The organism is Microbacterium sp. 20-116 (genome assembly GCF_041079415.1).
In the GTDB taxonomy this organism is placed as follows: domain Bacteria; phylum Actinomycetota; class Actinomycetes; order Actinomycetales; family Microbacteriaceae; genus Microbacterium.
Window position 1 is genome coordinate 558167 of record NZ_JBFYGP010000001.1, and the last position, 24769, is coordinate 582935.

Sequence of the window (24769 nt, forward strand, 5' to 3'; positions counted from 1 at the left end):
CCTCCCCCGTCTCATCCGACGAAAGACCTTCGAATGACTTCCTTCCCCGCCGGCCTCGAGCTGCGCCCGCTTCACATCCCCGCCCACATCGACGATCCGGATGCCGCGGACTTCCGCGAGATGGTCCGCCTCCGCAACCTGGTCTATGCCGAGATCTCGGGGCACGACGATTCGTTCATGCCCGCCGACGAGCTCCTCCCGCTCTACCAACCCCGACCTGAGATGAAGCGATTCGCATGGATCGCCGTCCACCACGGCGAGGTCGTCGGGCGCGTGGGTCTCGACTTCCCGCAGGAGGAGGGCGCCCGCACCGGGTTCTGGCTCATCGAACTGCGCCGCTCCGCATGGGGCAACGGCATCGGTCGTGCCGCCTACGCCCTCATCGAGAACACCGCACGAGAGCACGGGCGTATCGTCCTGCAGTCGTGGGCCGAACATCCCGCCGCGGACGGACCGCGCCTCGACGCACCGACGGGATTCGGCTCGATCCCGCGGGATCACGCGGCGCGGTTTCTTCTGGCATCCGAATTCTCGCTCGAACAGATCGTGCGCGTGAGCTCGCTGGATCTCGCCGGAGCACGACCGCGCCTAGAGGAACTGTTCGCTGAGGCCGAACAGGCGGCCTCGGGCTACCGGATCGTGCAGTGGACTCTGCCCACGCCCGACGAGTTCGTGGACGCGTTTGCGTGGATGAAGTCGCGCATGGTGACCGACGCCCCCTCGGCGGACCTCGAGTTCGACGAGGAGGTGTGGGATGCCGGTCGAGTGCGCCGCTACGAAGCCGGCTACACCGACGCCGGACGGCACATGCTCGTCACCGCCGCCCAGCACGTCGACACCGGCGAACTTGCGGCCTTCAACGAACTCGTCATCGGCAAGGACCGCACCGCTGCCACCAGCCAGGAAGACACCCTCGTCGTCGCGGCCCACCGCGGCCACCGACTCGGCATGCTCGTGAAGTGCGCGGGACTCCTCGCGTGGCACGACGTCGCACCGGAGTCGCCCCGCGTGCTGACCTACAACGCCGAGGAGAACCGCCCCATGCTCTCGATCAACGAAGCCATCGGCTTCGCGCCGATCTCGTACGAGGGAGTGTGGAAGAAGGTGCTGTGACCCGAGAGGGGGACGGGTCTGGAGTCCCCTCCCCCTCTCGCGTCATGCCCACAGTGCGGTCACATCTGCCTCGGTCTGGGTGAGACGGTCGCCGGCGGTTTGCGCCGCCCCCGTCGCATCACCCAGCGCGGAATGCAAGCGACCGATGGAGTCCGCCCATTCTCGGTGAGTACGCTCGTACGCCGCCTGCGCGGCACCCGACCACTGCCCACGCAGTGCGGTGACCTCCCGATCGAGGCCGTCCAGCTGATCCTGGATGCCAGCGATCACCCGTCGCAAAGCGGCGATCGTCTCAGCGTGCCGCTGGGGATCGAACCTGAGGGTCATTGGGTCGGCGTGGGGCTCGTGAGTTCGAAGATGTCGCCGGGTACGCAGGCACTGGTGGCCTGGAAGTAGACAGCGCGATCGCTGACGTCCAGCAGATAGTAGCTGCCATCCGGTTCGGTGCCCGTGAGGTAAGGCGGATCAGAAAGAATCCACCGTGGCGGAGTCAGGTTCGTGTCGCGCTCGACCGTCACGTCGTGTCCTCGCTCCTGCCACACTTTCTGCGCGTTTGCTATGAGATCAGCGGCAGCGCTCGGCAATGGCTCGGAGCGGGACGCGGCAAACGACAACTTCACACGCGGTCCCGCGGAGTCGTCGGCGCAAGCTAGCCACGAGGCGTCATCTACTTTCCAGCCCTCAGCCGCGACCGCGGCTGCGCTCGCCTCGTAGAGATCGAGGATCTGCGCCTTGACATCTTCTGGGGTCACGTCGGGTCCCTTCGAGTTCTGGTCGCCACCGGGTGAGCAAGCGGTGAGCAGGACGACGAGCAGCGCGCTCATCGCGATGTAAGTGCGTCTGTTCATAGTCAACGAATGCCGTTCCACCTGACCGGGTACTCATTCGATCCGCTCGAGTGATGCGGCCCGATGAGGTCTGATTCTGTCAGCGGTTGGTCGACGATGACCTCGTCCCCGCGGCCCGTCGTTGCCAACGCCGTGTTGAACTGCGCGGTCGTGTTCGCATCGAAGTAGCTGAATGTCTCCGAGCCGTCGCCGAACGGTCCGTGTTTGTCAACCGCACGCAACGTCGCGCCACCGGGGGCGATGCCAGCTTCCGACGAGAACTCGCGCGCCCCGAACGATGCCGCTGTCGGGTCGACGCGTCCGTCTAGGACGACGTACGAGGTGATCTGCCCGACAGGCGCCCAGCCGTCGTGACGGGCTTGAGATGCGAACACCTGTCCGGGAGGCACATTCAGGTCCGCGACGTTGTCTACTTGATTGTCTACACCGGCCGAACCGAGCAGGACGACGTGGTCCGCGTGAGCGTCGGTGAGTGCGAGCGCCGCGACATTAGTGCCGTAAGAGTGGGCGATGACCGAAACCGAGGCAGGGATGCCCGATGCTTCGTGAACAGCAGCCATCGACGTGAGGTCTTTCGATAAGGCGGGTGCGCCCGCCTCGGCTTTCCCGTTGAATGCGACGTCCACCGGCATATCGTTCGTCGGGGGGTGGTAGCCCAGCCACGCGATAACAGCGTAGTCGCCGAGCTCTCCGCCGCCTGCACGGCGCTGCGCGTACTGGAGTTGCTTCGCAGCATCGACGTAAGTCGCCATGTCACCCGCCACGTTCGAATTCATCCCCGGCACGATGAACGACACATTCCTCGCGGCATCCAGGTCGCCGACGGCGACCTGCGCGAGCGGAGGTTCGTCAAGCACAACCGACACCAACGTGTGGCTCTGGGCTGACTTCTTCAACGCCTCTAGTGCCGCGATCTGCTCCGACTTGTCGAGGGGGCTGCGCTTGGCATCCGCGATCGCTTGGTCGAGCACGATGCGATTGGCCTCATCACGCGCGCGGTAGGCCACTCCGCCGAGGTTGCCGATGACGGCGGGGGCAGCGTGGACCAGCGCTTCCTGCTGGTCACCGTCGAGACCCGACCACCAGCTCGCGACATCGACGGGCGACGCCTGCGAGAGAAGAGCGGCGAGGTCGGGACGCGCCGACAGCAGCGACGTGAGGTCGTCGCCGCGCAACGACTTCAGGACCGACAGCGCCGTCGCCGGCGTCACCGGTCCGCTTCCGAGGGCTGCGCTCGCCGACGCCCACACGGATCCGCTGTCGGCACGGAGCACCGCGGTCGCACCAGCCACAGCCGCGATTGCGGTAAGTGCCGCATCGGCCACCCATCTCCGCCCCTCGGCAAGCCAGCTGTCAGCCGTTGCGAACGCCTCCGCACTCGTGCGCGGCGGAGTTGTGTCGGCGCCCCCGGCGAACACGAGGGGCCACGCGCCGGAGAACGGCTCGACGAAGCCCGGCGACTCCGCACCGGCCGTCTGCTCCGTGCGTTGAAGGGACCGCGCATAATCCCAACCCTCGATCGCGGTCGCAGCTCTCGCCTGTGCCCCCGCCAACGCCGAAGCGTATGCGCGCATCGCGGCGCCGACACGGGCCAACGCCTCGTCCGCGTCGGACCACGCGGTCGCCACCTGGGTCACGCGGGCGGTGTAGGCGTCGGCGGACTGTCCCACCCAGTCGTCGATGTTCTTCTTCCTGCCCACCGTCTCGGCGGCCTGCCGTGCGACACGCGAGCGCCGGGCGCACAGCTCGACAATCGCCTGGACGTCTCCGACCGAGCCCGGCACCAAGGACATCGGATCGGAGGTCTGCCCCAGTTCCGCCATCAGAAATGGTCCGCCTGGCGCACGTCACGAACACCTTCTTCATCGGCTGTCTCATACAACGTCGCCGAGGCCGCCAACGTCTGACACACACCCTCGGTCGCGGACACCCGCTGCATCCACCCACCTGTCAGAGCCTGCATGAACGCCGACAACGCCGCGGCGAGCTCAGCATCGCCGACACGTGCGGTCGCCGCCGTTACCGTCTCCGGCTCAGTGATCTGTGCGGCATACCGGACGACCGAAGCCGCGAAACGCAGCCCTTCCGGATCCACTGACCAGCCGTTCATCGCCAACACTGTACCGATTACGCAACGCCACCGACGAGCACGATGATAAAAATCACCCGACGACTCAGCTGCTCAGAAGCGGGCGGCCCGTGCTACTTTCAGCGCCGCTTCTGGCAGTGCGGGCAGAAGTGGCTCGACCGGTTCATGAACGACACCCGCACGATGGGGCGCCCGCACCGCGGACACGGCTGGCCTGTACGCCCGTAGGCATTCAGCGAGTGGGCGAAGTAGCCGGCCTGACCGTTCACGTTCACGTATTGCGCGTCGAAGCTGGTCCCACCCTCGGCAAGGGCCTTCTCGAGGACCGCCTGCACCTCGCCGAGTAGCCGATTGACAGCACGCGTCGGAAGATCGGATGCCGCGGTCTCAGGGTGGATACGCGCGGCCCACAGCGACTCGTCGGCGTAGATGTTGCCGATACCGCTCGCCACCGTCTGATCCAGCAGCACGCGCTTGATCCCCGAGGAGGTCCGCGTCAATCGCGCGCGGAATCGCGCGACATCGAACGCAGGGTCGAGGGGATCTCGACCGATGTGCGCGACCTGCGTCGGCACGCGGGCGAGCTCCGAGCCTCGACCGCCCGCGGCACCATCGGGAGTATCGACGAGCCGGTCGACGGCGAGCGAGCCGAAAGTGCGCTGGTCGGCGAAGACGACCGAAAGCGACCCGTGCACCGGATGCTCCAACTCGATGCGGATGCGTTCATGCCGCTCCTCCGGCGCCCCGGGGGTACGCAGGAGCATCTGGCCGCTCATCCCGAGATGGGTGACGATGGCCTCATCGTCGGCCATCGGCATCCAGAGGAATTTGCCTCGCCGCACGGCGGACGCGATGCGCCGGCCGGTCAGCTCCGCCTCGAAGTGCGCCGCTCCCCCGGTGTGCCGGGTCAGCGCCCGCTCGTCGCGCACGTCGACAGAGGCGACGAGTGCACCGGACACGGCGGGTTCGAGGCCGGCGCGGACAACCTCAACCTCGGGAAGCTCAGGCACGCGCGTCGAGCTCGCGCCACGCGGTCAGCGCCGCTGCCATCTCGGCGTGCTTCTTGCTCGATCCGACGCCCGTGGTGACGACGTCGCCCGTCGTGACCGTGGCGGTGAAGCGTCGGTCGTGGTCGGGACCGGTGGCCTCAACCACGTACACGGGTGCCGCCAGTCCCAGGCGGGCAGCGATCTCTTGCAGGCTCGTCTTCGGGTCCATCGCCGCGCCGTAGCGCTCCGGGTCGGCTAAGAGCGGTTCGACCAGGCGAAGCACCATGCCGGTCGCCGCGTCGGGGCCGGCTGACAAGAACGTCGCCCCGATGAGGGCCTCCATGGTGTCGGCGAGGATCGAATCCTTGTCGCGCCCACCGGTGAGGATCTCGCCCCGACCCAGTCGCACGTGGTCGCCGAGACCGATCGTGCGGGCGACCTCGGCCAACGCCACCGTCGACACGACGCTCGCGCGACGTTTCGCGAGGCTTCCTTCGTCGAGGTCGGGATGCCGTGTGAACAGCCGGACCGTCACCGCCTGGCCCAGCACCGAGTCGCCGAGGAACTCGAGACGCTCATTGTGCGGGATGCCGCCGTTCTCGTAGGCGAACGAGCGGTGCGTCAAAGCAAGAGAAAGAAGCTCGGGGTCGATCTCGACCCCGAGCTTCTCGGTGAGCGCTGTGCGCTCGACGTTCTTCCGCGTCACGAATCGCCGATCAGACGTCGGCGACCTTGCGGCCCTTGTACTCGAGGAAGAGCTCGGTGCCCTGCGAGTCGGTGACGACCTTCGCCTGGTGGGGACGGCTGTAGACGACCTTGCCGTTCTCGATGGTCTTGACCAGCGCGGGGGCTTCAGCCTTCCACTGCGCACGACGCGAGCGGGTGTTCGAGCGGGAGACCTTCCGCTTCGGGGGGTTACCTGCCATGACTAGCTCTTCTCTGTCTTGGGGGCGGCGCGGAGCGCATCGCCGTCGTCTGGGGTGTACTGCTGGAGCGCAGCCCATCGAGGATCGACAGGCTCCTGCTCCGTGGTGCCGGGGCTTTCCGTCAGCCTCTCGCCCGTGTTCGGGTCGAGCCCGGGGCAGTCCGGCTGACACACCGGCTGGAACGGAAGCGACAGGACAATGGCATCCCGGACCAGATTTTCAAGATCCACGTGGTCGTCTTGAACGTCGAAGTCACTCGCTTCGTCCCCAGGATACGCGAAAAGTTCCTGGAACTCGACTTCGACAGGCTCGACGATGTCGATGAGGCAGCGTCCGCACACTCCCGTGGCGCTGGTGTCCACCGTGCCCGACACGAGGATCCCCTCGTGGACGGATTCGAGACGCACATCGAGTTCGAGCATCTCAGCCTCGGGGACGGAGAGCAGGCCCTCACCCCATTTCTCGGGGGTGGGGATGTCGAGGGTGTGTTCGCGCATCTCGCCCGGGTGGCGCTCGATGTCGCGTATGGGGAGCTGGAAGGGTCCGGGTCGGCGAGTTCTCACGGTCGTCAATGCTACCCGTGCGCCCCTGAGCAAGGGCCGGGCGGACGCGCCGGCGCCGCACTCTGAGCACTCACATCACGCATAAACGCTCTGAGCGCCCACAAACGCGAGGAGCGCGCGTTTCTCTGCGCGGATCGCGTTTATGCGTGGAGGGGACGGCGCGGGTCAGATGCCGCGGGCGCCGGTGTCGAGGAAGCGCGCGACGGCGGGCGGGACGTAGGGCGACACGTCGCCGCCGAGGCCGGCCACCTGACGTACGAGCGAGCTCGAGACGAGCGCGTGGGAGGGGTCGGGCAGCAGGAACACCGTCTCGACGTGCGCGAGATCGCGATTGACGATGGCCATCGGCGTCTCGTAGGCCACGTCGACCTGAGAGCGAATGCCCTTCACCAGCACCTTCGCCCCCACCTCTGTGCAGTAGTCGACGAGCAGACCCATGCTCCACGCGGCGACGATCACATCGCCCTCGACGCCCGCCTCGGCGATCGACCGCTCGAGCAGGCTCTGCCGCTGGGCGATGGGGAGCATCGCTTCTTTGCCCGGGTTGTGGACGACGAGCACATGCAGCTGATCGAACAGGCCGGCCGCTCGACGGATGACGTCGAGGTGGCCGAGGGTGGGCGGGTCGAATGAGCCGGGAACGACGGCGATCCGGGGGTCCATGCCGTCAGCCTACCGACGCGGCCCTCAGAGCGGCTCGCCGGTCAGGACTTCGCCAGAGCGGCGCGCTCCTCGACACCCACGCGGCGTTCGAGAGCGGCGGCGAGACCGGGATGCCGCAGCAGGGCCGGGTCGTCGGCGAGAATCCGCTCGCCCTCGGCGCGTGCCTCGGTGATGAGATCGGCGTCGGTGACGACCCGCAGCAGGCGCAGCGAAGAGCGCGCCCCCGACTGCGCACCGCCGAGCACGTCGCCTTCTCCGCGCAGGTCGAGGTCGACCTCGGCGAGGGCGAAGCCGTCGAGCGTTGCAGCGACGGCCTCGACGCGCGCGCGCGCCGACGTCCCGGGCGAGGCCTCGGTCACCAGCAGGCACAGGCCCGGGAGGCCGCCCCGGCCGACGCGACCGCGGAGCTGATGCAGCTGCGAGACGCCGAAGCGGTCCGCTTCGAGGATCACCATGGTCGAGGCGTTCGGCACGTCGACACCGACCTCGATCACGGTGGTGGCGACCAGCACGTCGATGTCGCCGCGCGCGAAGGCCTGCATGACGGCGTCCTTCTCGTCGGAGGGCATCTTGCCGTGCAGAATCTGCACTCGGATGCCGGTGAACGTCGGCAATCGCGAGAGGAGAGCCTCGACCTGCACGACGCCCCAGCGCGTGCGCGCGCCCTCGGCCGCGGCGGCGGGCGCGTCGGCCGGTTCGTCGGTCTTCTCGTCGGCGGTGAGCTGGTCGGAGTCGATGGCGGCGCACACGACGAAGGCCTGGCGGCCCAGCGCGACCTCTTCGGCGACGCGATCCCACACGCGGGCGAACCACGCGGGTTTTTCGGCCAGCGGCGCGACGAAGGACTGGATGCCGGCACGCCCGGCCGGCATGGTGCGGATGGTCGAGACGTCGAGATCGCCGAACACCGTCATCGCCACCGTACGAGGAATCGGAGTGGCGGTGAGGACGAGCGTGTGCGGGGAGCTGCCCTTGGAGCGGAGCGCCTCTCGCTGATCGACGCCGAAGCGGTGCTGCTCGTCGACGACGACGAAGCCCAAGTCGGCGAAGGTGGTGGTCGCGCTCAGCAGCGCGTGGGTCCCCACGACGATGCGCGCCTGACCCGACGCGACGCGCAGCGCGGCCTTGCGCCGTTCGGCAGCGGGCATCTGCCCGGTGAGGAGCGTCGGCATGATCTCGGGGGCGAGCTCGGGCCCCAACATGCGGGCGATCGAGCGCAGGTGCTGGCCGGCCAGCACCTCGGTGGGGGCGATGAGGGCGGACTGACCGCCGGACTCGGCGACCTGGAGCATGGCACGCAGCGCCACGAGCGTCTTACCCGAGCCGACCTCACCCTGCACGAGACGGTTCATCGGCCAGTCCGCGACGAGGTCGGCTGCGAGCTGCGCACCGACGCTCCGCTGGTCCGGGGTCAACTCGAACGGCAGGATCGCGTCGAAGCGTTCGAGGAGCCCGCCGGGCGCAGCGCGGCGTTTCGTCGCCGACAGGGCCCGCACGAACTGCCGCTGCTGGAGCAGCGCGGTCTGCAGGACGAAGGCCTCGTGCATGCGCAGCGTCGCGATCGCGGGAGGGATGTCGTCGTCGCTCTCGGGACGGTGGATCTGCTCGAACGCCGCCCGGGCGGGAAGGAGTCGTCTGCGCGACCGCACGTCGTCGGGCAGAGGATCCTCGATCTCTCCGAGTCCGTCGAGCACGAGGGAGATCGTCTTCTGCACGAGAGTGCTCGGGATCGAACTCGTCGCGGGATAGATCGGAATGGGCCGCTTCGCCGTGACCTCAGCCTCGGCACGGGCTTCGGCGATGTCGTCGAACAGCTCGTAGTCGGGGTTCGTCAGCTGCGTCTGCCGACGGTACTCGCCCACCTTGCCCGAGAAGATGCCGCGGCGGCCCGGCGTGAGGTCTTTCAAGCGCCACGGCTGATTGAAGAAGGTCAGCGACATGCGTCCGTCGCCGTCGCTGATGACGACCTCGAGGAGCGAGCCGCGGCGGTTCTGCATACGACGCTCGTTCGCGCTGACGACCTCGGCGACGATCGTGACCGGCTCACCGAGCGGCAGCGAGTCGATGGGGGTGAGTTCGCCTCGCCGCGCATACCGACGGGGATAGTGCTCGAGGAGCTCGCCCACCGTCTTCACGCCGAAAGCCTTGTCGAATGCCGTCGCCGTCTTGCCCCCGATGGCGCCGTCCAGACGCGAGGCGAGCGAGAATCCGGGCATGATCTGAGTCTAGGCAGGCCCTCGGACATCGCCGTGCGTGCGCGCACCGGGCCCCGGCGCCGGGGACTCTAGGCTGAAGAGGTGACGCGCATCATCTCGGGCCGCGCCGGAGGCACCGTCCTCGACGTCCCACCCAAGGGCACTCGTCCCACGAGCGACCGCGTCCGCGAGTCGCTGTTCGGTTCTCTCGAGTCCGCCGGGCTCCTCGACGACGCGCGCGTGGCCGACCTGTACGCGGGGTCCGGGGCGCTGGGGCTGGAGAGCCTGAGCCGCGGCGCCGCCTCCGCCGACCTCGTCGAGTTCTCGGCCCCCGCCGCCACCCTGATCCGTCGCAACGCCGATCGGGTTCGAACCGCCGGCGTCGCCGCCCCCGCTCGGGTGCACCGCGCGAGTGTCACGACGTTTCTCACGGCATCTGGCCTCGAGTGGGATCTCGTCTTCCTCGATCCGCCCTACGACCTCTCCGACGACGAGCTCACCAGAGCCCTGGTCGCTCTCGCCCCTCGGCTCAGTGCCGATGCGACGGTCATCGTGGAACGCGCGAAGCGCTCGGCCGCCCCCGACTGGGCCGCCGCGGGCTTGGAAGCCGAGCGCGACCGCGCCTACGGCGACACGACCATGTGGTGGGGTCGGCCGCGAGGCGCTTGAGCCTCAGCCGCGTCCGGCATCCCAGTCGCGGTAGGGGTCCCACCCCGAGCGACCTATCCACGGTCGACCATCGACGGTCAGCGCGTGGTCCCCGCGCGTCACGACCGTTCCCACGCGGCGACCGAGCGGGTCGGCATCCATCGGGAAGGTGACGAGGAACCCGTGGTCTTCTCCCCCGCCGAGAGCGCGTCCAGGGTCCGCACCGAGGGTCGCGGAGTCCAGGGCGATCGTCACGCCCGACGCGTCCGCCAAGCGCGTGGCGTCGAGCACCAGGCCGTCCGAGATGTCCATCATCGCGGTGGCCCCCGCGTCCGCCGCCCGAAGGGCTTCGGCGATCGGAGGACGGGGCGTCAGTTGACGTGCCAGTCCGCGCGCGTCGTCGGCGTCGAGAGCCTTGCGGGCCTCGGTCGTGACAGCGACGGGGGTGCCCGCGGCATCCGTGAACCTGTCGAACAGCACGTCCAGCCCCCGTGCGGCCTCGCCGAGCTCGCCGATCACGTACACGCCGTCGTCGACACGCGCACCCGATCGACGCACGGGGTCGCGGCCGTCGAGGCTGCCGAGGGCGGTCACGGCGATCGTGAGCGTGTCCGACACGGTGAGGTCTCCGCCCTCGACCGCGCAGTCGGGGGCGAGCTCCGCACACGCGGAGGCGAGACCGTCGGCGAACCCGCGGACGAAGGAGATCGGCGTGTCGTCGGGCATCGCGAGAGCGACGAGCAGGGCGATGGGTCGCGCGCCCATCGCGGCCACGTCGGCCAGGTTGACCGCCGCCGACTTGAAGCCGAGGTCGAACGGCGACGACCATGCCAGGCGGAAGTCCGGGCCGTGCACGAGGGTGTCGGTCGTCGCCACGACCCGCCCGTCGGGAACGGCCAGCACCGCGGCATCGTCGCCGGGGCCGACCGGCGCGGTCGAGGGCGGAAGGCGATCCAGGATGCCGCGCAGGATCTGCCCCTCGCTCAGGTCGCCCACAGTGGTTACACGGGTGGTCTCGGCGTCGGTCACTCCCCCACGCTATTAGCCTGGAGGGGTGCCCCGCTCCTCCCGCCTCCTCGCGCTCCTCGCCGCCGCAGCTCTCCTCCCGGGACTCGCGGCGTGCAGCACCACGGTCGCGATGCAGCCGGCGAAGGACGCGAACAACCCCGCCTGCGCCGAGATCACCTCGCGCCTGCCGAAGACGATCTCCGGCCAGGAGCGGCGGTGGACCGACGCGCAGTCGACCGGAGCGTGGGGGGATCCCTCGGCGATCCTCATGACCTGCGGTCTCGAGACGCCGGGCCCCTCGACCCTGCCATGCCGAGCGTTCGACGGCGTGGACTGGCTCGTCGACGAGTCACAGGCGTCCGAGAACCGCTATACGCTCACGACCTTCGGCCGCAGCCCCGCCGTCCAGATCTATCTCGACTACTCGGCCGCGAGCAGCGCCGACGTCGCGCAGGCTCTCGGGCCCCTCATCCGCTCGTATCTGCCCGCGACCGGGGCGGTGTGCACCTCGGCATCCGACGCGACGGCGTCGCCGACTCCGACGCCCACGCCCTGACAGGCGCGGAGACGCAGCACGAGGGCGGGACCATCCCGCCACGCCGACGCGATCGACCCCGGCGACGGCGTTTTTACCGGCCGACCTGCCGGGCACGCCGGGTGGCGGCTCAGGCCCTCTCGAGCGCTGCGTCGAGCAGGTCGCTGATGAGATCGGGGTACGACAGTCCCGACGCGATCCAGCACGTGGGGAACATCGAGATCGGGGTGAACCCGGGCATGGTGTTCACCTCGTTCACGTAGAACTCGGTGCCGGTGTAGAAGAAGTCGACGCGTGCCAGGCCCTGCCCGCCGATCGCCTCGAACGCCTGTGCGGCGATCCGCTGCATCGCGGCCAACTCGCCGTCGCTCAGATCGGCAGGGCACACCAGGTCGACGCCCGCCGCTCCCAGATACTTCGCCTCGAAATCGTAGAACTCCCGGCCCGTCACAACGATCTCGCCGGCCACGCTCACGCGTACCGGTCCGCCGTCGCGCCCGGGCAACACACCGCACTCGACCTCGCGACCGACGATCGCCTGCTCGACGAGCACGAGGCCGTCTTCCGCGAAGGCGGTGTCGAAGGCGGCATCGAGGTCCTCCCAGCGCGAGACCTTCGTCACGCCCACGCTGGATCCGGCCTCGTTCGGCTTGACGAACACGGGCAGGTCGAGGGCGCGGATACGGCGCTGCCACAGCTCGCGGTCGCGAGCGAGGTCGGCGCGGGTGACGGCGACCCACGGCACGACCGGCACGTTCGCCGCGCGGAGCACCTGCTTGGTCACGTGCTTGTTCATGCCGATCGCCGACATGAGCACACCACCGCCCGCGTACGGGATGCCGAGCAGCTCGAGCAGACCCTGCACCGTGCCGTCCTCGCCGAACCGCCCGTGCAGGATCGGCAGCACGACATCGACGTCTCCGAGCGAGCGCGTGCCCCCGCCATCGGTCACGGTCCACTCCCGCGACAGCGTCGAGTCGGGCAGACGCACGCGCGTGCCGTTGTCGCGCACCTCGGGCAGCGCGTCGGGGATGAGCGCGAACTTGTCGGGGTCGTCGTCTTCGAGGACGAAGGCGCCGTCACGGGTGATGCCGACCGGGATCACCCGGAAGCGGTCACGGTCGATCGCCCGCAGCACCCCGCCCGCCGTGGCGGAACTGATCGAATGCTCGCTGGAGCGCCCGCCGAAGAGCACCACCACCACCGGTTTGGTCATTCTGCGTCCTCTCGCCCTGCGGCTGGTCGTCGTCTGTCGTCAGGTGCGGTGCGATGTCCCGCGGATCCATCGTCCCGTCGAGCACCATCTTCACCTGCTGCACGATGGGCATGTCGACGCCGACCTGCTTCGCGAGCTGGAGCACGGGAGCCACGGATGCCAGCCCCTCGGCGGTCTGCTGCATCTGGGCGACGACCTCTTTGTAGCCGTAGCCCTGGCCGAGCAGGCGCCCCGCGGTGTTGTTGCGGCTCAGCGGCGACTGGCACGTCGCGATGAGGTCGCCGAGGCCCGCCAGGCCCTGGAGCGTCTCGGGCTGCGCGCCCTGCGCGACCGCGAAGTCGGTCATCTCGACGAGCCCGCGCGTGATGATCGACGCCTTCGTGTTCTCGCCGTACCCGACGCCGTCGACGATGCCGATCGCCACCGCGATGAGGTTCTTCAGCACCCCGCCGAACTCGGTGCCGATCACGTCGGTGTTCACGAACGAGCGGAAGTACCGGTTGCGCGCGCGACGGGCGACGGCCTCGGCGGTCTCGGGGCTGAGCGAGCTGATGACGGCTGCGGTCGGCTGCTCGCGCGCGATCTCGAGGGCGAGGTTCGGACCGGATGCCACCGCGATGCGGGCGGGGTCGCACTGCAGAACCTGTTCGATGACCTGGCTCATGCGCAGGCCGGTCGACTTCTCGACGCCTTTCATGAGCGAGACGATCGGCACGTCGGTGCGCTCGACGAGCGGCTTGATGGCGGCGAGGTTCTCGCGCAGCGACTGGCTCGGCACCGAGAGATAGATCTGCTCCGCACCGTTCAGCGCCTCGGCCAGGTCGGTCGTCGCCGTCATCGTGCGCGGGAGGTTGATGCCCGGGAGGTACCGACTGTTGCGCTTGGACTCGGTGATCTCGGCGGCGAGCTCGGGACGGCGCGCCCACATGACCACCGAGGCGCCGCCGTCGGCGAGGATCTTGCCGAACGTCGTTCCCCAGCTTCCGGCGCCGACGACGGCGACCTTCGGGCCCGCGACGGGCAGGGCGCTCTTACGACTCAAGGCGGCCCGTTTCGTTCTGCCCGTGCTGCGACGGGTTCCACCGCTCCGCGGGGGCCGGAAGACCGCGGATGCCGGAGAGCATGGCCGTGACCTCGTTCATCATCGCGTCGGTCGCCTTCGTCAGCGTCGCCGGCTGCGTGGGAGTCGCCGCGTACGCGCTCATGTCCATCGCGGGGCCGAACTCGACGATCACGTGCGAACGGCGGGGGAACTTCAGCTTGCCGTAGCGGGGAAGGATCTGCTGCACCCCCCACTGCGCCATGGGGATCAGCGGCAGGTCGCCGGCTAGGGCCAGGCGCACCGCGCCCGTCTTGCCGCGCATGGGCCATAGCTCGGGGTCGCGCGTGAGCGTGCCCTCGGCGTAGACGATGACGCCGCGTCCGTCTCGCGCGATCTGCTCCGCCGCCTTCATGGACTGGTTCGCGCTCGTCGAGGCCCGAGGCACCGGCACCATGCCGGTGGCCCGCAGCGCGGCCCCCAGCACGGGGACCTTGAACAGGCTCTCCTTGGCCATGAACCGCGGGGCCCGGCCCAGACGCCACACGGCGACGGCGACGATCACCGGGTCGAACTCCGAGTTGTGGTTCGGAGCGAGCACGTACGCCCCCTCACGCGGGAGGTTCTCGGCGCCACGGATCTCGATCCGGGCGAAGAGTCCCGTGACAGGGACGATGATCGCCGCAAGCGGCCAGAAGGCGCTCGGGCGGCTCTTCTCGGGGTTCGAGGCCACCGGCGTCAGCCCACGACGTCGAAGTCGGCGTCGAGAGCGGTGAGCTTCTCGAGGAACTTCTCGTACCCGCGGCGGATGATGCCGATGTTGCGCACCGTCGACTCGCCCTCGGCGGCCAGGGCCGCGATCACATAGCTGTACCCACCGCGGAGATCGGGCACCTCGACATCGGCGCCGTGCAGCGGTGTCGGGCCGTTGATGACGGCGGCCTGCTCGAGGTCGCGGCGGGGCACGCGGCGGTCGGGGCTCTCGATGCCCTTGGGGTGCACGACGATGTCGGCGCCCATCTTGTTGAGCGCCTCGGTGAAGCCCAGACGGTTCTCGTACACGGTCTCGTGCACGGTCGAGGTGCCCGGAGCCTGCGTGAGCGCGACGATCAGCGGCTGCTGCCAGTCGGTCATGAAGCCGGGGTGCACGTCGGTCTCGACCATGACGGGCTTGAGCGAGTCCCCACGACGGAAGAGGATGCCGTCCTCACGGACGTCAAACCACCCACCGGCCTTGCGGAAGACGTTGAGGAAGGTCAGCATGTCCTGCTGCCGGGCGCCCTTCGCGAAGATCTCGCCGTCGGTGGCCAGGGCCGCGCACGCCCAGGACGCGGCCTCGTTCCGGTCGAAGATCGCGCGGTGGTCGTAGCCGACGAGCTTGTCGACACCCTCGATGAAGATGACGCGGTTGGGCTCGTACGAGATGATCGCGCCCATCTTCTGCAGCACCGCGATGAGGTCCATGATCTCGGGCTCGATCGCCGCGTTGCGCAGCTCGGTCACGCCCTTGGCCCGGACAGCGGTGAGCAGAACCTGCTCGGTCGCGCCGACGCTCGGGTAGGGCAGCGTGATGTTCGCGCCGTGCAGGCCGTTGGGGGCGGTGATGCGGATGCCCTCGTAGCTCTTGTCGACGACCGCACCGAACGCGCGCAGGGCGTCCATGTGGAAGTTGATGGGACGGTCGCCGATGCGGCATCCGCCGAGGTCGGGGATGAGCGCCTCACCGAGCAGGTGCAGCAGCGGACCGCAGAACAGGATCGGGATGCGCGAGGCGCCCGCGTGGGCGTCGATCTCTTCGAAGTGCGCGGCGACCGCTCCGGAGGGGTCGAGGTGGAGCGTTCCCTCTTCGTCGCCCTCGGTCACGGTGACGCCGTGCACCTCGAGGAGCGAACGCACGACCTTCACGTCGCTGATCATCGGCACGTCGCGCAGGGTGCTCGTGGTCTCGCCCAGGAGCGCCGCCACCATGGCCTTCGTCACCAGGTTCTTCGCGCCCTTGACCTCGACGGTCCCCCGCAGGGGTCGACCGCCGCGGATGGAGAGGGTCTCTGCCGCCTCCCAGTCCGGCTGTCCGGGGTTGTGGTCTCCGGAATCGGTGACGAGTGTGCTCATGGGGGGTGGACCTCACTTCGTGGACGAGGGGCGGCAGATCGACCCGATCGGGTCGATCGGGCTCAGCGGACCGGGAGGGTCTGCGGCCGCCATGCCTCGCGGCGCGCCTCGAACTGCGTGATCTTGTCTTCGTCACGCAGCGTGAGCCCGATGTCGTCGAGCCCTTCGAGAAGCCGCCACCTAGTGTAATCGTCGATCTCGAACGAGACCTGGAGGTCGCCCACCGTGGCGGTCTTCGCGGTAAGGTCCACGGTCATCTCGATGCCCGGATTCGCCTCGATCACCGCCCAGATCTGCTCGACCTCGTCTTCGGTGATCACGCCCGTGACCAGGCCCTGCTTGCCCGAGTTCCCGCGGAAGATGTCGGCGAACTTGGGGCTGAGCACCACCTGGAAGCCGTAATCGCGCAGCGCCCACACGGCGTGCTCGCGACTCGAACCCGTCCCGAAGTCGGGGCCGGCGACGAGGACGGATGCCGAGCGGTAGGCGTCCTGGTTCAGGACGAAGTCCGGGTCCTGGCGCCAGTTGGCGAACAGGGCGTCGTCGAAGCCGGTCTTGGTGACGCGCTTGAGGAAGACGGCCGGGATGATCTGGTCGGTGTCGACCGCCGAGCGCTTCAGCGGTGCGGCGACACCGGTGTGCGTGGTGAACTTCTCCATGTCAGGCCTCCGCCCCGGTCGAAACGGTCTCGGTGCGGACGGGATCGAGGTCCGCGGGGCTGGACAGGGTTCCGCGCACGGCGGTCGCGGCCGCGACCAGCGGCGAGACGAGGTGGGTGCGCCCGCCCTTGCCCTGGCGGCCCTCGAAGTTGCGGTTGGAGGTCGACGCGCAGCGCTCCCCCGGAGCCAGCTGATCGGGGTTCATGCCCAGGCACATCGAGCACCCGGCGAAGCGCCACTCGGCACCGAAGTCGACGAAGACCTTGTCGAGGCCTTCTGCCTCGGCCTCGAGGCGCACGCGCGCCGATCCGGGAACGACCATGACGCGGACGTTCTCGGCCTTGGTGCGGCCCTGGATGACGGAGGCGAAGGCACGGAGGTCCTCGATACGGCTGTTCGTGCACGAGCCCATGAACACGGCATCCACGGGGATGTCCTTCATCGGCGTGCCGGCCTGAAGGTCCATGTACTCGAGGGCGCGCTCGGCGGCGGCACGCTCGTTGGGGTCGGCGATCTCGGACGGCGTCGGAACGACGTCCGACAGCGAGACGCCCTGGCCCGGGTTCGTGCCCCACGTGACGAAGGGCTCGAGCTCGTTCGCGTCGAGGAAGACCTCGGCGTCGTAGACGGCGCCCTCGTCGCTGGGCAGGGTGCGCCAGTAAGCGACCGCGTCGTCCCAGTCCCGGCCCTGCGGGGCGTGGGGCTTGTCCTTGACGTAGGCGAAGGTCGTCTCATCGGGGGCGATCATGCCGGCTCGTGCGCCGGCCTCGATCGACATGTTGCACATCGTCATGCGTCCCTCCATCGAGAGGGAGCGGATGGCGCTGCCGCGGAACTCGAGCACGTAGCCCTGCCCGCCGTTGGCGCCGATCTTGGCGATGATCGCGAGGATGATGTCTTTCGCGGTGACGCCGGGCTTGAGGTCGCCCTCGACGGTGATCGCCATCGTCTTGAACGGTTTCAGCGGCAGTGTCTGCGTGGCGAGCACGTGCTCGACCTCGCTCGTGCCGATGCCGAACGCCATCGCGCCGAACGCACCGTGGGTAGAGGTGTGCGAGTCGCCGCATACGACGGTGATGCCCGGCATGGTGAGCCCGAGCTGCGGGCCCACGACGTGGACAATGCCCTGCTCTTTGTCGCCGAGCGAGTGGATGCGCACGCCGAACTCCTCGGCGTTTCGGCGCAGGGTGTCGATCTGCGTGCGGCTGGTCAGGTCGGCGATCGGCTTGTCGATGTCGAGCGTCGGGGTGTTGTGGTCCTCGGTGGCGATCGTCAGATCGAGCCGCCGCACGGGGCGCCCCTCGGCGCGCAGACCGTCGAAGGCCTGGGGGCTGGTGACCTCGTGCACGAGGTGGAGGTCGATGTAGATCAGATCGGGCTGGCCGTTCTCGCCCTTGACCACGAGGTGGTCGTCCCAGACCTTCTCGGCCAGGGTGCGGGGGCGGTCCGGGATCCGGATGCCATCGATCGGGGTGCTGCTCATGTTTGCGTTTCTCCTCGGAAGGGGTGTGAGGCCCGCGACGAACTCCGCGACGAGAAAGGCCTAGGACAAGGTCTCGTCGCGGCCGCTAAGGAGGAGGCGAGCGATCCGCACCCGGTCACGATACCACCGGGCTCACCCGTGCCGGCCGCGCCACGGCGTCCGCGACGTGGGTGCCGCCCGTAACAGAGCGCCGCACATTTCGTCGCCGACGACTCCCCCGTGCGAGCCTGGGCCGATCCCGAACACCCCTCGGGAACGGGCCCGACCCGCGAGCCCGCCCCGCCCCCGCGAAACGGAGCGTGACCCATGGCCGCGAACGCCGACATCGGATTTTCGACGCGTCAGGTGCACGCGGGCTCGGCCACCGCCCACGCCTCGCCGCGGGCCACGCCGATCTACCTCACGGCGGGCTTCACCTTCGACACTCTCGACGCCTCGGCCGAACACTTCGGCACCGGCACCGGCTTCGGTTACACGCGCACCGGCAACCCCACGATCCAGGCCGTCGAGGAGCGCCTCGCTTGCCTCGAGGGCGGCGACCAGGCCGTTCTCGTCTCGAGCGGGCAAGCGGCCGTCACCGTCGCCCTGCTGGCCCTGGCCGGGGCCGGCGATCACGTCGTCGTCTCGGAGCACATCTACGAGGGCACGCGCGGCCTGCTCCTCGACAACCTCGCGCGGCTCGGCATCGAGACCACCTTCGTGCCCACGGGCGATCTCGCCGCATGGCGGGATGCCATCACCCCCCGCACGCGCGCACTGTTCGCCGAGACGCTCTCGAACGCCCGCAACGACGTTCTCGACATCGCCGCCGTCTCGGCGATCGGGCGGGAGCGCGGCATCCCCCTCGTCGTCGACAGCACGTTCACCACGCCCTATCTCCTGCGGCCCCTTGAGCACGGCGCCGCCGTCGTCGTGCACTCGGCGAGCAAGTTCCTCGCGGGGCAGGGTGCGGTGCTCGGCGGGGTGATCGTCGACGACGGTCGCTTCGACGCCGCGGCATCCGGTCATCTCTTCCCCCATCTCGTGCAGACCGACCGCCTCGGCGGGGCGAGCTTCGCAGAGCGGCACGGCGCCCGCGCCCGCGGGGCCTACATCCGCGAGAGTGCCGCGCCGCGGTTCGGTCCCTCGCCGTCGCCGTTGAACGCCTTCCTCATCGGTCAGGGCATCGAGACGCTGAGCCTGCGCGTGGAACGTCAGTCGCAGAACGCCCTGGCCGTCGCCCGATGGCTCGAACAGCGCCCCGAGGTCGAGCGCGTCGACCACGTGGGTCTCGAGTCGCACCCGGACTTCGACCTCGGTCGGCGCTACCTCACGCGCGGCACCGGGTCGGTGTTCACCGTGACCCTGCGCGGCGGCCTCGAGGCAGCGCGCCACGTCGTGCAGTCGGTCGAGCTCATCACGCACATGACCCACCTCGGCGACGTCCGCTCGCTCGTGCTGCACCCGCAGAGCACCTCGCACTCGGCCCGGACGGTCGAGGAACGCCGGCGCGCGGGGGTGTCCCCCGGCACGATCCGGCTGTCGATCGGCATCGAAGACATCGACGACCTGCTCGCCGACCTCGAGCAGGCCCTCGTGGGCGTCCCCGTGGTCGAGCGCGAGACGGTCGTGCTGTGAGCCGTCTGCAGCACTTCGGCTGGTTCCTCGCGCGCGGCTTCGGTCCGCACGGATGGGGGCACCCCTACCTGCGCTGGAACCACCGCTGGAGCGAGCCGGGGCTCTACCAAGACTCGGCGCGGACGCTCGAGCAGGCCGGATTCGACCTGCTGATCATCGAGGACGCGCCCTCGCTCGGCAGCGCCGACACGATCGACCTGCGGGTGCGTCACGCCTTCGGCGGACCCAAGCACGACCCGCTGCTGCTCGCGCCGTACCTGTTCGCGGCGACGCAGCACCTGGGCGTGGTGCCGACGGTCAACCCGGCCGCCTATCTGCCGTATACCGCCGCCCGGCAGTTCGCGACGCTGCAGCACCTGAGCGGCCACCGTCTCGGCCTGAACGTCGTGACCGACACCGGTAGCGCGCGCCACTTCTCGACCGCGCCGCAGCTCGGGCACGACGCGGCCTACGACCGGGCCGAGGAGTGGCTCGACGGCATCCGGAAGCTCTGGGACAGCTGGGGCGAGGGCGCCCTCGTCGCCGACGAAGAGACGGGGATCTACGCCGACGGTACGAAGCTCGAGGCGGTGCAGCACCGGGGTGAGCACTTCGGCTTCGACGGACCGCTGAACGCGGTGCCCTTCACCGACGGCGCGCCCGCGATCGTCTCCCCCGGCGGATCCGGTCGCGGCCTGTCGTTCGCGGGACACAACTCCGACGTGCAGGTGGCCCTCGCGCCTCTCGACGAGCAGAGCATCCGGGCCTACCGCGCACGCATCCACGCGGCAGCCGAGGCTGCGGGGCGCGCCGCGTCCGACATCAAGATCCTCTTCGCGATCCAGCCCGTGCTCGTGTCTTCCCCGGAAGAAGCCGATCGCCTGGTCGCGGCATCCGCCGACCCCTCCGAGGACGCGCTCGTCGCCATCGCGCGCAAGCAGTCGAGCGATCTCGAGACCGATCTCACCGGCCTCGACCTCGACAAGCCTCTCGACCGGTCGATCTTCGGCGAGCACGTGTCGGAGGGCAGCATCAAGCGGCTCGTCGGGAAACACGACGAGAACGCGCCGCTGCGGACGCTCCTGGGTGCGCACGCGCGGCTCGGACGCCTCAACGACGGCTCCGGCTTCGTGGGGACGGCCGACGAGTTCGCCGACCGCATCGAGGAACTCGGAGAGTGGGGCAACGACGGCGTGCTGCTGTGGGGCGACCTGCATCCGGTCACCGTGCACCGCGTGCTCGACGACCTCGTGCCGATCCTCCGCCGGCGCGGCATCCTCCGTGAGGAGTTCGTCGACGGTGGCCTGCAGGCGAACCTGCGGGCGTTCTAGGTCCCCGGGCGCGTCAGTCGCGCTCGGGCTGCTCCACCGTCGGCGGCGTCCCCTTCTCGTCGGCGACATCGGCCGCGGCATCCTGGGGCCCCTCGACGGACGCGGGCTCTCGGCGCGCGGCGATGAGGCTCGCGATCGTCGCGACCGCCATCGACAGCACGATCACGGCGAGCGACACCCACGTCGAGATCTCGGGAGCCCACTCGATCGGCTCGCCCCCGTTGACGAACGACAGCTCGTTGACGTGCATCGCGTGCAGGATCAGCTTCACGCCGATGAACGCGAGGATGAACGCGATCCCGTAGTGCAGGAACTTCAGGCGATCGAGCAGGTCACCGAGCAGGAAGTAGAGCTGGCGCAGCCCCATCAGCGCGAAGAGGTTCGCGGTGAAGACGATGAACGGGCTCTGCGTGATGCCGAAGATCGCGGGGATCGAGTCGATCGCGAACAGCAGGTCGGTCACGCCGATCGCGACGAACACGATGATCATCGGGGTGAAGAGCTTCTTGCCGCTGACCCGAGTGATGACCTTCTTGCCGTCGTACGCGTCGCTCATCGGCAGCACGCGACGCAGCGTCCGCACGATGAGGTTCTCTTTCTGCGAGTCGTCATCGTGGTCGTCGCCCGGGAACGCCTGGCGGATCGCCGTGTACACGAGGAACGCGCCGAAGAGGTAGAAGATCGGGCTGAAGTTCTCGATGATGGTCGCGCCGACCAGGATGAAGGCGCCGCGCAGGATGAGCGCGATGATGATGCCCACCATCAACACTTCCTGCTGGTACCGGCGCGGCACCGCGAACTGCCCCATGATCAGCACGAACACGAAGAGGTTGTCGATCGACAGGCTGTATTCGGTCAGCCAGCCCGCCACGAACTGCCCCGCGACCTCGCCCCCGGCCACGATCCACAGAACACCCGCGAAGATCAACGCGAGCGTTACATAGAACACGACCCAGAGCGTCGATTCCTTCGCCGCCGGGATGTGCGGGCGCTTGAGGATGATCAGCAGGTCAGCGACCAGGATCAGCACGAGCACGACGAGCGTGATCGTCTGGAAGAGGGGGTCGAGCTGCAGCTCCATCGCGGGGCCTTTCATCGGGGGAAACGCTCGAGTTTATCCGTCGGCCCCGTTCGCACAGGGGCTTGTGCACGTAGAGCGCATTGCGTGCGTACATCCGTGAGACGATCCGGCGCGCCCGGACACCCCTGAGTGAGAGAGTGCTTTCCCGGGGCTCACCCGGAGGGCGGAACGGATGCCATGACCCACGGAGTCATCGACGACAGGGCCCTCGTGGCGCGCGCCGCCGGCGGGTCGGAGGTCGCGTATCGCGAGCTGTACCGGGCATACGCGCGGCCGGTCTACTGGATCGCCCTCGGGCTCGTCGGCGAAGCCGCGGACGCGGAGGACGTCGTGCAGGAGACCTTCGTGGTCGCCTGGCGGAAGATCCCGTCGCTGCGGCTCGAGGGCGAGTCCCTGCTGCCCTGGCTCGCGACCGTCTGCCGTTTGCAGGCGCAGAACCGTCTGAGGGCGCGCCGTCGCCACGGATCACACGCAGCGCTCGACGACGAGATCCCCTCCCTCGTCGACGTCGAGGCTCAGGTGGTGCAGGCCCACACCGTGGCAGCGATCCTCGCCGCCGTCGACCGGCTGAGCGACCTCGATCGCGAGATCTTCCGGCTGTGCGCCGCAGAGGGCTACGGGTACGCGGCCGCAGCCGCCTCGCTGGGCGTCTCGCACGGCACCGTTCGCAACCGCCTCTCCCGCATCCGCTCCCGGGTGCGCGCCACCGCGATCGAGACGGAGTCCCCATGACCACGCCCACGCTTCCCCCGCTCCCCGACGAGCGGATGGATGCCATAGAGACCGCCGTCTTCGGCCGGATCGCCGACGAGCGCAAGCGTACGCGCCGCCGTCGTCGCGGGATCTGGACGGGCGCCGGGGCCGCGGCCGCCGTGGTCGCGGTCGCCGCGTTCGTGGGCCCCTCGCTGACCGCCACCTCGGAGTCCAGCGGATCGAGCGCCATCGTCGGGGCCAGCGAGCAGCATTCGAGCGGAGCCGCCCAGAACCCACCTCTCGTACCGGTGGACCCGGGTCAGGATGCCGGGGGGTCAGCCTCGTCTTCCGAGGCCGCTGCGGGCGATGCAGCGGCGCGCGACACGGCGACCCGAGACATCGTCGCCACCGCGTCGAGCACCGTCGAGGCGGACGACATCGCTGTGGCGATCGCCGCGATCGGCGCCTCCGCGACCGGGGCGGGCGGATACGTCGAGTCTTCGCAGCTGGGCGGCGCGATCGGCGCGGTGCCGTACGAGGGCGCGTTAACGGGTCCCGCGGCATCCTCGGCATGGATCACCGTGCGCGTTCCGGCGGCCGCCCTCACGAGCACGATGGACGACCTGCGCCAGGTCGGTGAGGTCACCGCCACGACGGTCAGCCGCTCCGACGTGACCGAGCAGACGGTCGACTTGCGCGCTCGCGTCGCGGCCGGCGAGGCCTCGGTGGCGCGCTTGACGCAGCTGTTGGCGCAGGCCGGGTCGGTGTCGGACCTGATTACCGCCGAGTCCGCTCTCGCCGAGCGCCAGGCGCAGCTCGACTCCGACCGCCAGGTGCTGCAGTCGGTCGAGTCGCAGGTCGCGATGTCGTCTCTGAGCGTGCACCTCGTCGAGCGCTCCCCCGCCGTCGCCGCCGACCCCGCCGGTTTCGGCGACGGGCTCGGCGCCGGCTGGAACGGACTGGTGGCCACGCTCAACGGGATCGTGATCGGCCTCGGGTTCCTGCTGCCATGGATCGCGGTGGCGGGCGTGGTCCTGGCGGTGGTCTGGGGGGTGCGCCTCCTGGTGCGGCGCCGCCGAGCCGAACGCGAAAGCTGAACCGCGCTTCTTCCGCACCGCATTCGGATCGGAGCAACGGAATCGGATGCGGGGAGCCTCGGCATCCGAATCCGTTCGACGTATCCGAACCTGTCGCGGTGCGCGCCCACCCCGAGAAGCTCGTAAACGCTTTTCTCCCGGTTCCGCGAGCGCCCGCAGGAGCCATTTGCGGTGACGGGTGCTCGCTCAGATCCCTTGCCCTACTGAGCCGCATGTGAGGCGCACAGCGCCTCCCGGTTACCTTTCTGAGGTGACTGCACGTGTGTACCCTGGCCGCATGGAAATTCGGGCTGATTTTCAGGCGCTCGTTTCGGAGACGACGCGTCTCGATGAGGCTTCGGACGACCTATCCGCTCGAGTCCGGCAAGTGCGCGAGCGCGTCGAAGACCTCCTCGCCGTCGGGTGGACAGGGGATGCGGCCTCCGCGTTCCGGCCGCTCTTCGACGCGTAGTTCACAGCAGCAACGGGAAGTACGGAGGAACTCTCCCGCCTGACCGCCGCGTTGCGAGGCGCAACCGCTGACATTGCCGCCGCTGAGCAGGCCAGCCGCGATGCCGCCCGCGCCCTGGGATCGAATCTGCCTGCGGGCGGTCAGCGATGAGGCACTCGGTCCATCTCGCGCAGCTTTCAGAGTTCGTCGAGGAGCTGACAAGCATCACCCGCAGCGTCACGCAGGCTCTCGAAGACGCGAACGCAGCCTCTCATCGCCTTCACGGGACGTGGGACGGTGAAGCGTCGGACGCCCACACGCTCGCCCACACCGCCTGGGCCGACGACTCTCGCGAGATGGCGGAGGCTCTGGCCGGGATGCGCCGACTGCTCGACGGCGCACGAGCGAACTACGACGCGGCGGTGGATGCCAACTCACGGATGTGGGGGTGACCA

Annotated in this window: 27 protein-coding genes; 9 read left to right on the forward strand and 18 right to left on the reverse strand. The window is 69.1% G+C overall.

The window, feature by feature from the left end:
- The first annotated feature begins 33 nt into the window (after positions 1 to 33).
- On the forward strand, positions 34 to 1113 hold the full coding sequence (locus AB6V29_RS02740; RefSeq protein WP_369356899.1) for a GNAT family N-acetyltransferase: 1080 nt from the start codon (positions 34 to 36) through the stop codon (positions 1111 to 1113).
- Positions 1114 to 1155: 42 nt separating this feature from the next.
- On the opposite strand, the gene AB6V29_RS02745 is transcribed toward AB6V29_RS02740, so the two are convergent.
- From AB6V29_RS02745 to AB6V29_RS02790, 10 genes are all read right to left on the reverse strand, one after another.
- Positions 1156 to 1440, reverse strand: coding sequence for a WXG100 family type VII secretion target (locus AB6V29_RS02745; RefSeq protein WP_369356901.1), 285 nt, complete (start codon positions 1438 to 1440; stop codon positions 1156 to 1158).
- Positions 1437 to 1937 (reverse strand): hypothetical protein, encoded by a 501-nt coding sequence (locus AB6V29_RS02750; RefSeq protein ID WP_369356902.1) that lies wholly within the window; start codon positions 1935 to 1937, stop codon positions 1437 to 1439. The genes AB6V29_RS02745 and AB6V29_RS02750 overlap by 4 nt, the downstream gene beginning before the upstream one ends.
- Positions 1938 to 1963: 26 nt before the next feature.
- A complete protein-coding gene (locus AB6V29_RS02755; protein ID WP_369356904.1) occupies positions 1964 to 3784 on the reverse strand; it encodes an alpha/beta hydrolase in 1821 nt (606 codons plus the stop codon).
- Positions 3784 to 4071: a hypothetical protein gene (locus AB6V29_RS02760; protein ID WP_369356905.1), complete on the reverse strand. Its 288-nt coding sequence runs from the start codon at positions 4069 to 4071 to the stop codon at positions 3784 to 3786. The genes AB6V29_RS02755 and AB6V29_RS02760 overlap by 1 nt, the downstream gene beginning before the upstream one ends.
- Positions 4072 to 4169: 98 nt before the next feature.
- The gene (gene mutM / locus AB6V29_RS02765; protein WP_267787089.1) at positions 4170 to 5060 is read right to left on the reverse strand and encodes a bifunctional DNA-formamidopyrimidine glycosylase/DNA-(apurinic or apyrimidinic site) lyase; all 891 of its coding nucleotides are present in this window, start codon (positions 5058 to 5060) and stop codon (positions 4170 to 4172) included.
- A complete protein-coding gene (gene rnc / locus AB6V29_RS02770; RefSeq protein ID WP_267787088.1) occupies positions 5053 to 5745 on the reverse strand; it encodes a ribonuclease III in 693 nt (230 codons plus the stop codon). The genes mutM and rnc overlap by 8 nt, the downstream gene beginning before the upstream one ends.
- A gap of 10 nt (positions 5746 to 5755) precedes the next feature.
- A complete protein-coding gene (gene rpmF, locus AB6V29_RS02775) occupies positions 5756 to 5965 on the reverse strand; it encodes a 50S ribosomal protein L32 (protein WP_013586329.1) in 210 nt (69 codons plus the stop codon).
- Between the two features lie 2 nt (positions 5966 to 5967).
- Positions 5968 to 6462, reverse strand: coding sequence for a DUF177 domain-containing protein (locus AB6V29_RS02780; protein ID WP_103208886.1), 495 nt, complete (start codon positions 6460 to 6462; stop codon positions 5968 to 5970).
- Between the two features lie 231 nt (positions 6463 to 6693).
- The gene (gene coaD, locus AB6V29_RS02785) at positions 6694 to 7191 is read right to left on the reverse strand and encodes a pantetheine-phosphate adenylyltransferase (RefSeq protein ID WP_103208883.1); all 498 of its coding nucleotides are present in this window, start codon (positions 7189 to 7191) and stop codon (positions 6694 to 6696) included.
- 41 nt (positions 7192 to 7232) lie between these two features.
- Positions 7233 to 9407 (reverse strand): ATP-dependent DNA helicase RecG, encoded by a 2175-nt coding sequence (locus AB6V29_RS02790; protein WP_369356911.1) that lies wholly within the window; start codon positions 9405 to 9407, stop codon positions 7233 to 7235.
- A gap of 81 nt (positions 9408 to 9488) precedes the next feature.
- On the opposite strand from AB6V29_RS02790, the gene AB6V29_RS02795 reads away from it, so the two are divergent.
- Positions 9489 to 10055: an RsmD family RNA methyltransferase gene (locus AB6V29_RS02795; RefSeq protein ID WP_210074620.1), complete on the forward strand. Its 567-nt coding sequence runs from the start codon at positions 9489 to 9491 to the stop codon at positions 10053 to 10055.
- A 3-nt stretch (positions 10056 to 10058) separates the two neighbouring features.
- Here AB6V29_RS02795 and thiL read toward each other — a convergent pair whose 3' ends face one another.
- Positions 10059 to 11063, reverse strand: coding sequence for a thiamine-phosphate kinase (thiL, locus tag AB6V29_RS02800; protein ID WP_369356913.1), 1005 nt, complete (start codon positions 11061 to 11063; stop codon positions 10059 to 10061).
- Positions 11064 to 11088: 25 nt separating this feature from the next.
- On the opposite strand from thiL, the gene AB6V29_RS02805 reads away from it, so the two are divergent.
- Positions 11089 to 11598 carry a DUF3515 family protein gene (locus tag AB6V29_RS02805; protein WP_307317174.1) on the forward strand — a complete coding sequence of 170 codons (510 nt, stop codon included), beginning with the start codon at positions 11089 to 11091 and terminating at the stop codon, positions 11596 to 11598.
- A gap of 109 nt (positions 11599 to 11707) precedes the next feature.
- Here AB6V29_RS02805 and AB6V29_RS02810 read toward each other — a convergent pair whose 3' ends face one another.
- From AB6V29_RS02810 to leuC, 6 genes are all read right to left on the reverse strand, one after another.
- Complete coding sequence (locus AB6V29_RS02810) at positions 11708 to 12793, reverse strand: D-alanine--D-alanine ligase family protein (RefSeq protein ID WP_210074613.1); 1086 nt, start codon at positions 12791 to 12793, stop codon at positions 11708 to 11710.
- Positions 12693 to 13835, reverse strand: a complete 1143-nt coding sequence (locus tag AB6V29_RS02815) for an NAD(P)H-dependent glycerol-3-phosphate dehydrogenase (protein WP_369356915.1) — start codon at positions 13833 to 13835, stop codon at positions 12693 to 12695. The genes AB6V29_RS02810 and AB6V29_RS02815 overlap by 101 nt, the downstream gene beginning before the upstream one ends.
- Positions 13825 to 14565 carry a 1-acyl-sn-glycerol-3-phosphate acyltransferase gene (locus AB6V29_RS02820; protein ID WP_094736419.1) on the reverse strand — a complete coding sequence of 247 codons (741 nt, stop codon included), beginning with the start codon at positions 14563 to 14565 and terminating at the stop codon, positions 13825 to 13827. Before AB6V29_RS02820 ends, AB6V29_RS02815 begins: the two co-directional genes overlap by 11 nt.
- Before the next feature lie 5 nt (positions 14566 to 14570).
- Positions 14571 to 15944, reverse strand: a complete 1374-nt coding sequence (murA, locus tag AB6V29_RS02825; RefSeq protein WP_094736418.1) for a UDP-N-acetylglucosamine 1-carboxyvinyltransferase — start codon at positions 15942 to 15944, stop codon at positions 14571 to 14573.
- Between the two features lie 62 nt (positions 15945 to 16006).
- The gene (gene leuD / locus AB6V29_RS02830) at positions 16007 to 16603 is read right to left on the reverse strand and encodes a 3-isopropylmalate dehydratase small subunit (RefSeq protein WP_369356918.1); all 597 of its coding nucleotides are present in this window, start codon (positions 16601 to 16603) and stop codon (positions 16007 to 16009) included.
- 1 nt (position 16604) lies between these two features.
- The gene (leuC, locus tag AB6V29_RS02835) at positions 16605 to 18086 is read right to left on the reverse strand and encodes a 3-isopropylmalate dehydratase large subunit (protein ID WP_267787082.1); all 1482 of its coding nucleotides are present in this window, start codon (positions 18084 to 18086) and stop codon (positions 16605 to 16607) included.
- A 306-nt stretch (positions 18087 to 18392) separates the two neighbouring features.
- On the opposite strand from leuC, the gene AB6V29_RS02840 reads away from it, so the two are divergent.
- Entirely contained in the window at positions 18393 to 19703 is a 1311-nt protein-coding gene (locus AB6V29_RS02840; protein WP_369356920.1) for an O-acetylhomoserine aminocarboxypropyltransferase/cysteine synthase family protein, read from the forward strand.
- Positions 19700 to 21013, forward strand: a complete 1314-nt coding sequence (locus tag AB6V29_RS02845; protein ID WP_369356922.1) for an LLM class flavin-dependent oxidoreductase — start codon at positions 19700 to 19702, stop codon at positions 21011 to 21013. Before AB6V29_RS02840 ends, AB6V29_RS02845 begins: the two co-directional genes overlap by 4 nt.
- 13 nt (positions 21014 to 21026) lie before the next feature.
- Here the strand turns inward: AB6V29_RS02845 and AB6V29_RS02850 are convergent, their stop codons facing one another.
- Positions 21027 to 22094: a TerC family protein gene (locus AB6V29_RS02850; protein WP_307461062.1), complete on the reverse strand. Its 1068-nt coding sequence runs from the start codon at positions 22092 to 22094 to the stop codon at positions 21027 to 21029.
- A gap of 177 nt (positions 22095 to 22271) precedes the next feature.
- Here AB6V29_RS02850 and AB6V29_RS02855 point away from each other — a divergent pair, with 177 nt between their 5' ends.
- From AB6V29_RS02855 to AB6V29_RS02870, 4 genes are all read left to right on the forward strand, one after another.
- Entirely contained in the window at positions 22272 to 22826 is a 555-nt protein-coding gene (locus AB6V29_RS02855) for an RNA polymerase sigma factor (protein ID WP_369356924.1), read from the forward strand.
- Positions 22823 to 23884 (forward strand): DUF4349 domain-containing protein, encoded by a 1062-nt coding sequence (locus AB6V29_RS02860; RefSeq protein WP_369356925.1) that lies wholly within the window; start codon positions 22823 to 22825, stop codon positions 23882 to 23884. Before AB6V29_RS02855 ends, AB6V29_RS02860 begins: the two co-directional genes overlap by 4 nt.
- A gap of 277 nt (positions 23885 to 24161) precedes the next feature.
- Positions 24162 to 24335, forward strand: coding sequence for a WXG100 family type VII secretion target (locus AB6V29_RS02865; protein WP_369356927.1), 174 nt, complete (start codon positions 24162 to 24164; stop codon positions 24333 to 24335).
- Positions 24336 to 24481: 146 nt separating this feature from the next.
- Entirely contained in the window at positions 24482 to 24766 is a 285-nt protein-coding gene (locus tag AB6V29_RS02870) for a WXG100 family type VII secretion target (RefSeq protein WP_103208846.1), read from the forward strand.
- The last annotated feature ends 3 nt before the right edge of the window (positions 24767 to 24769 follow it).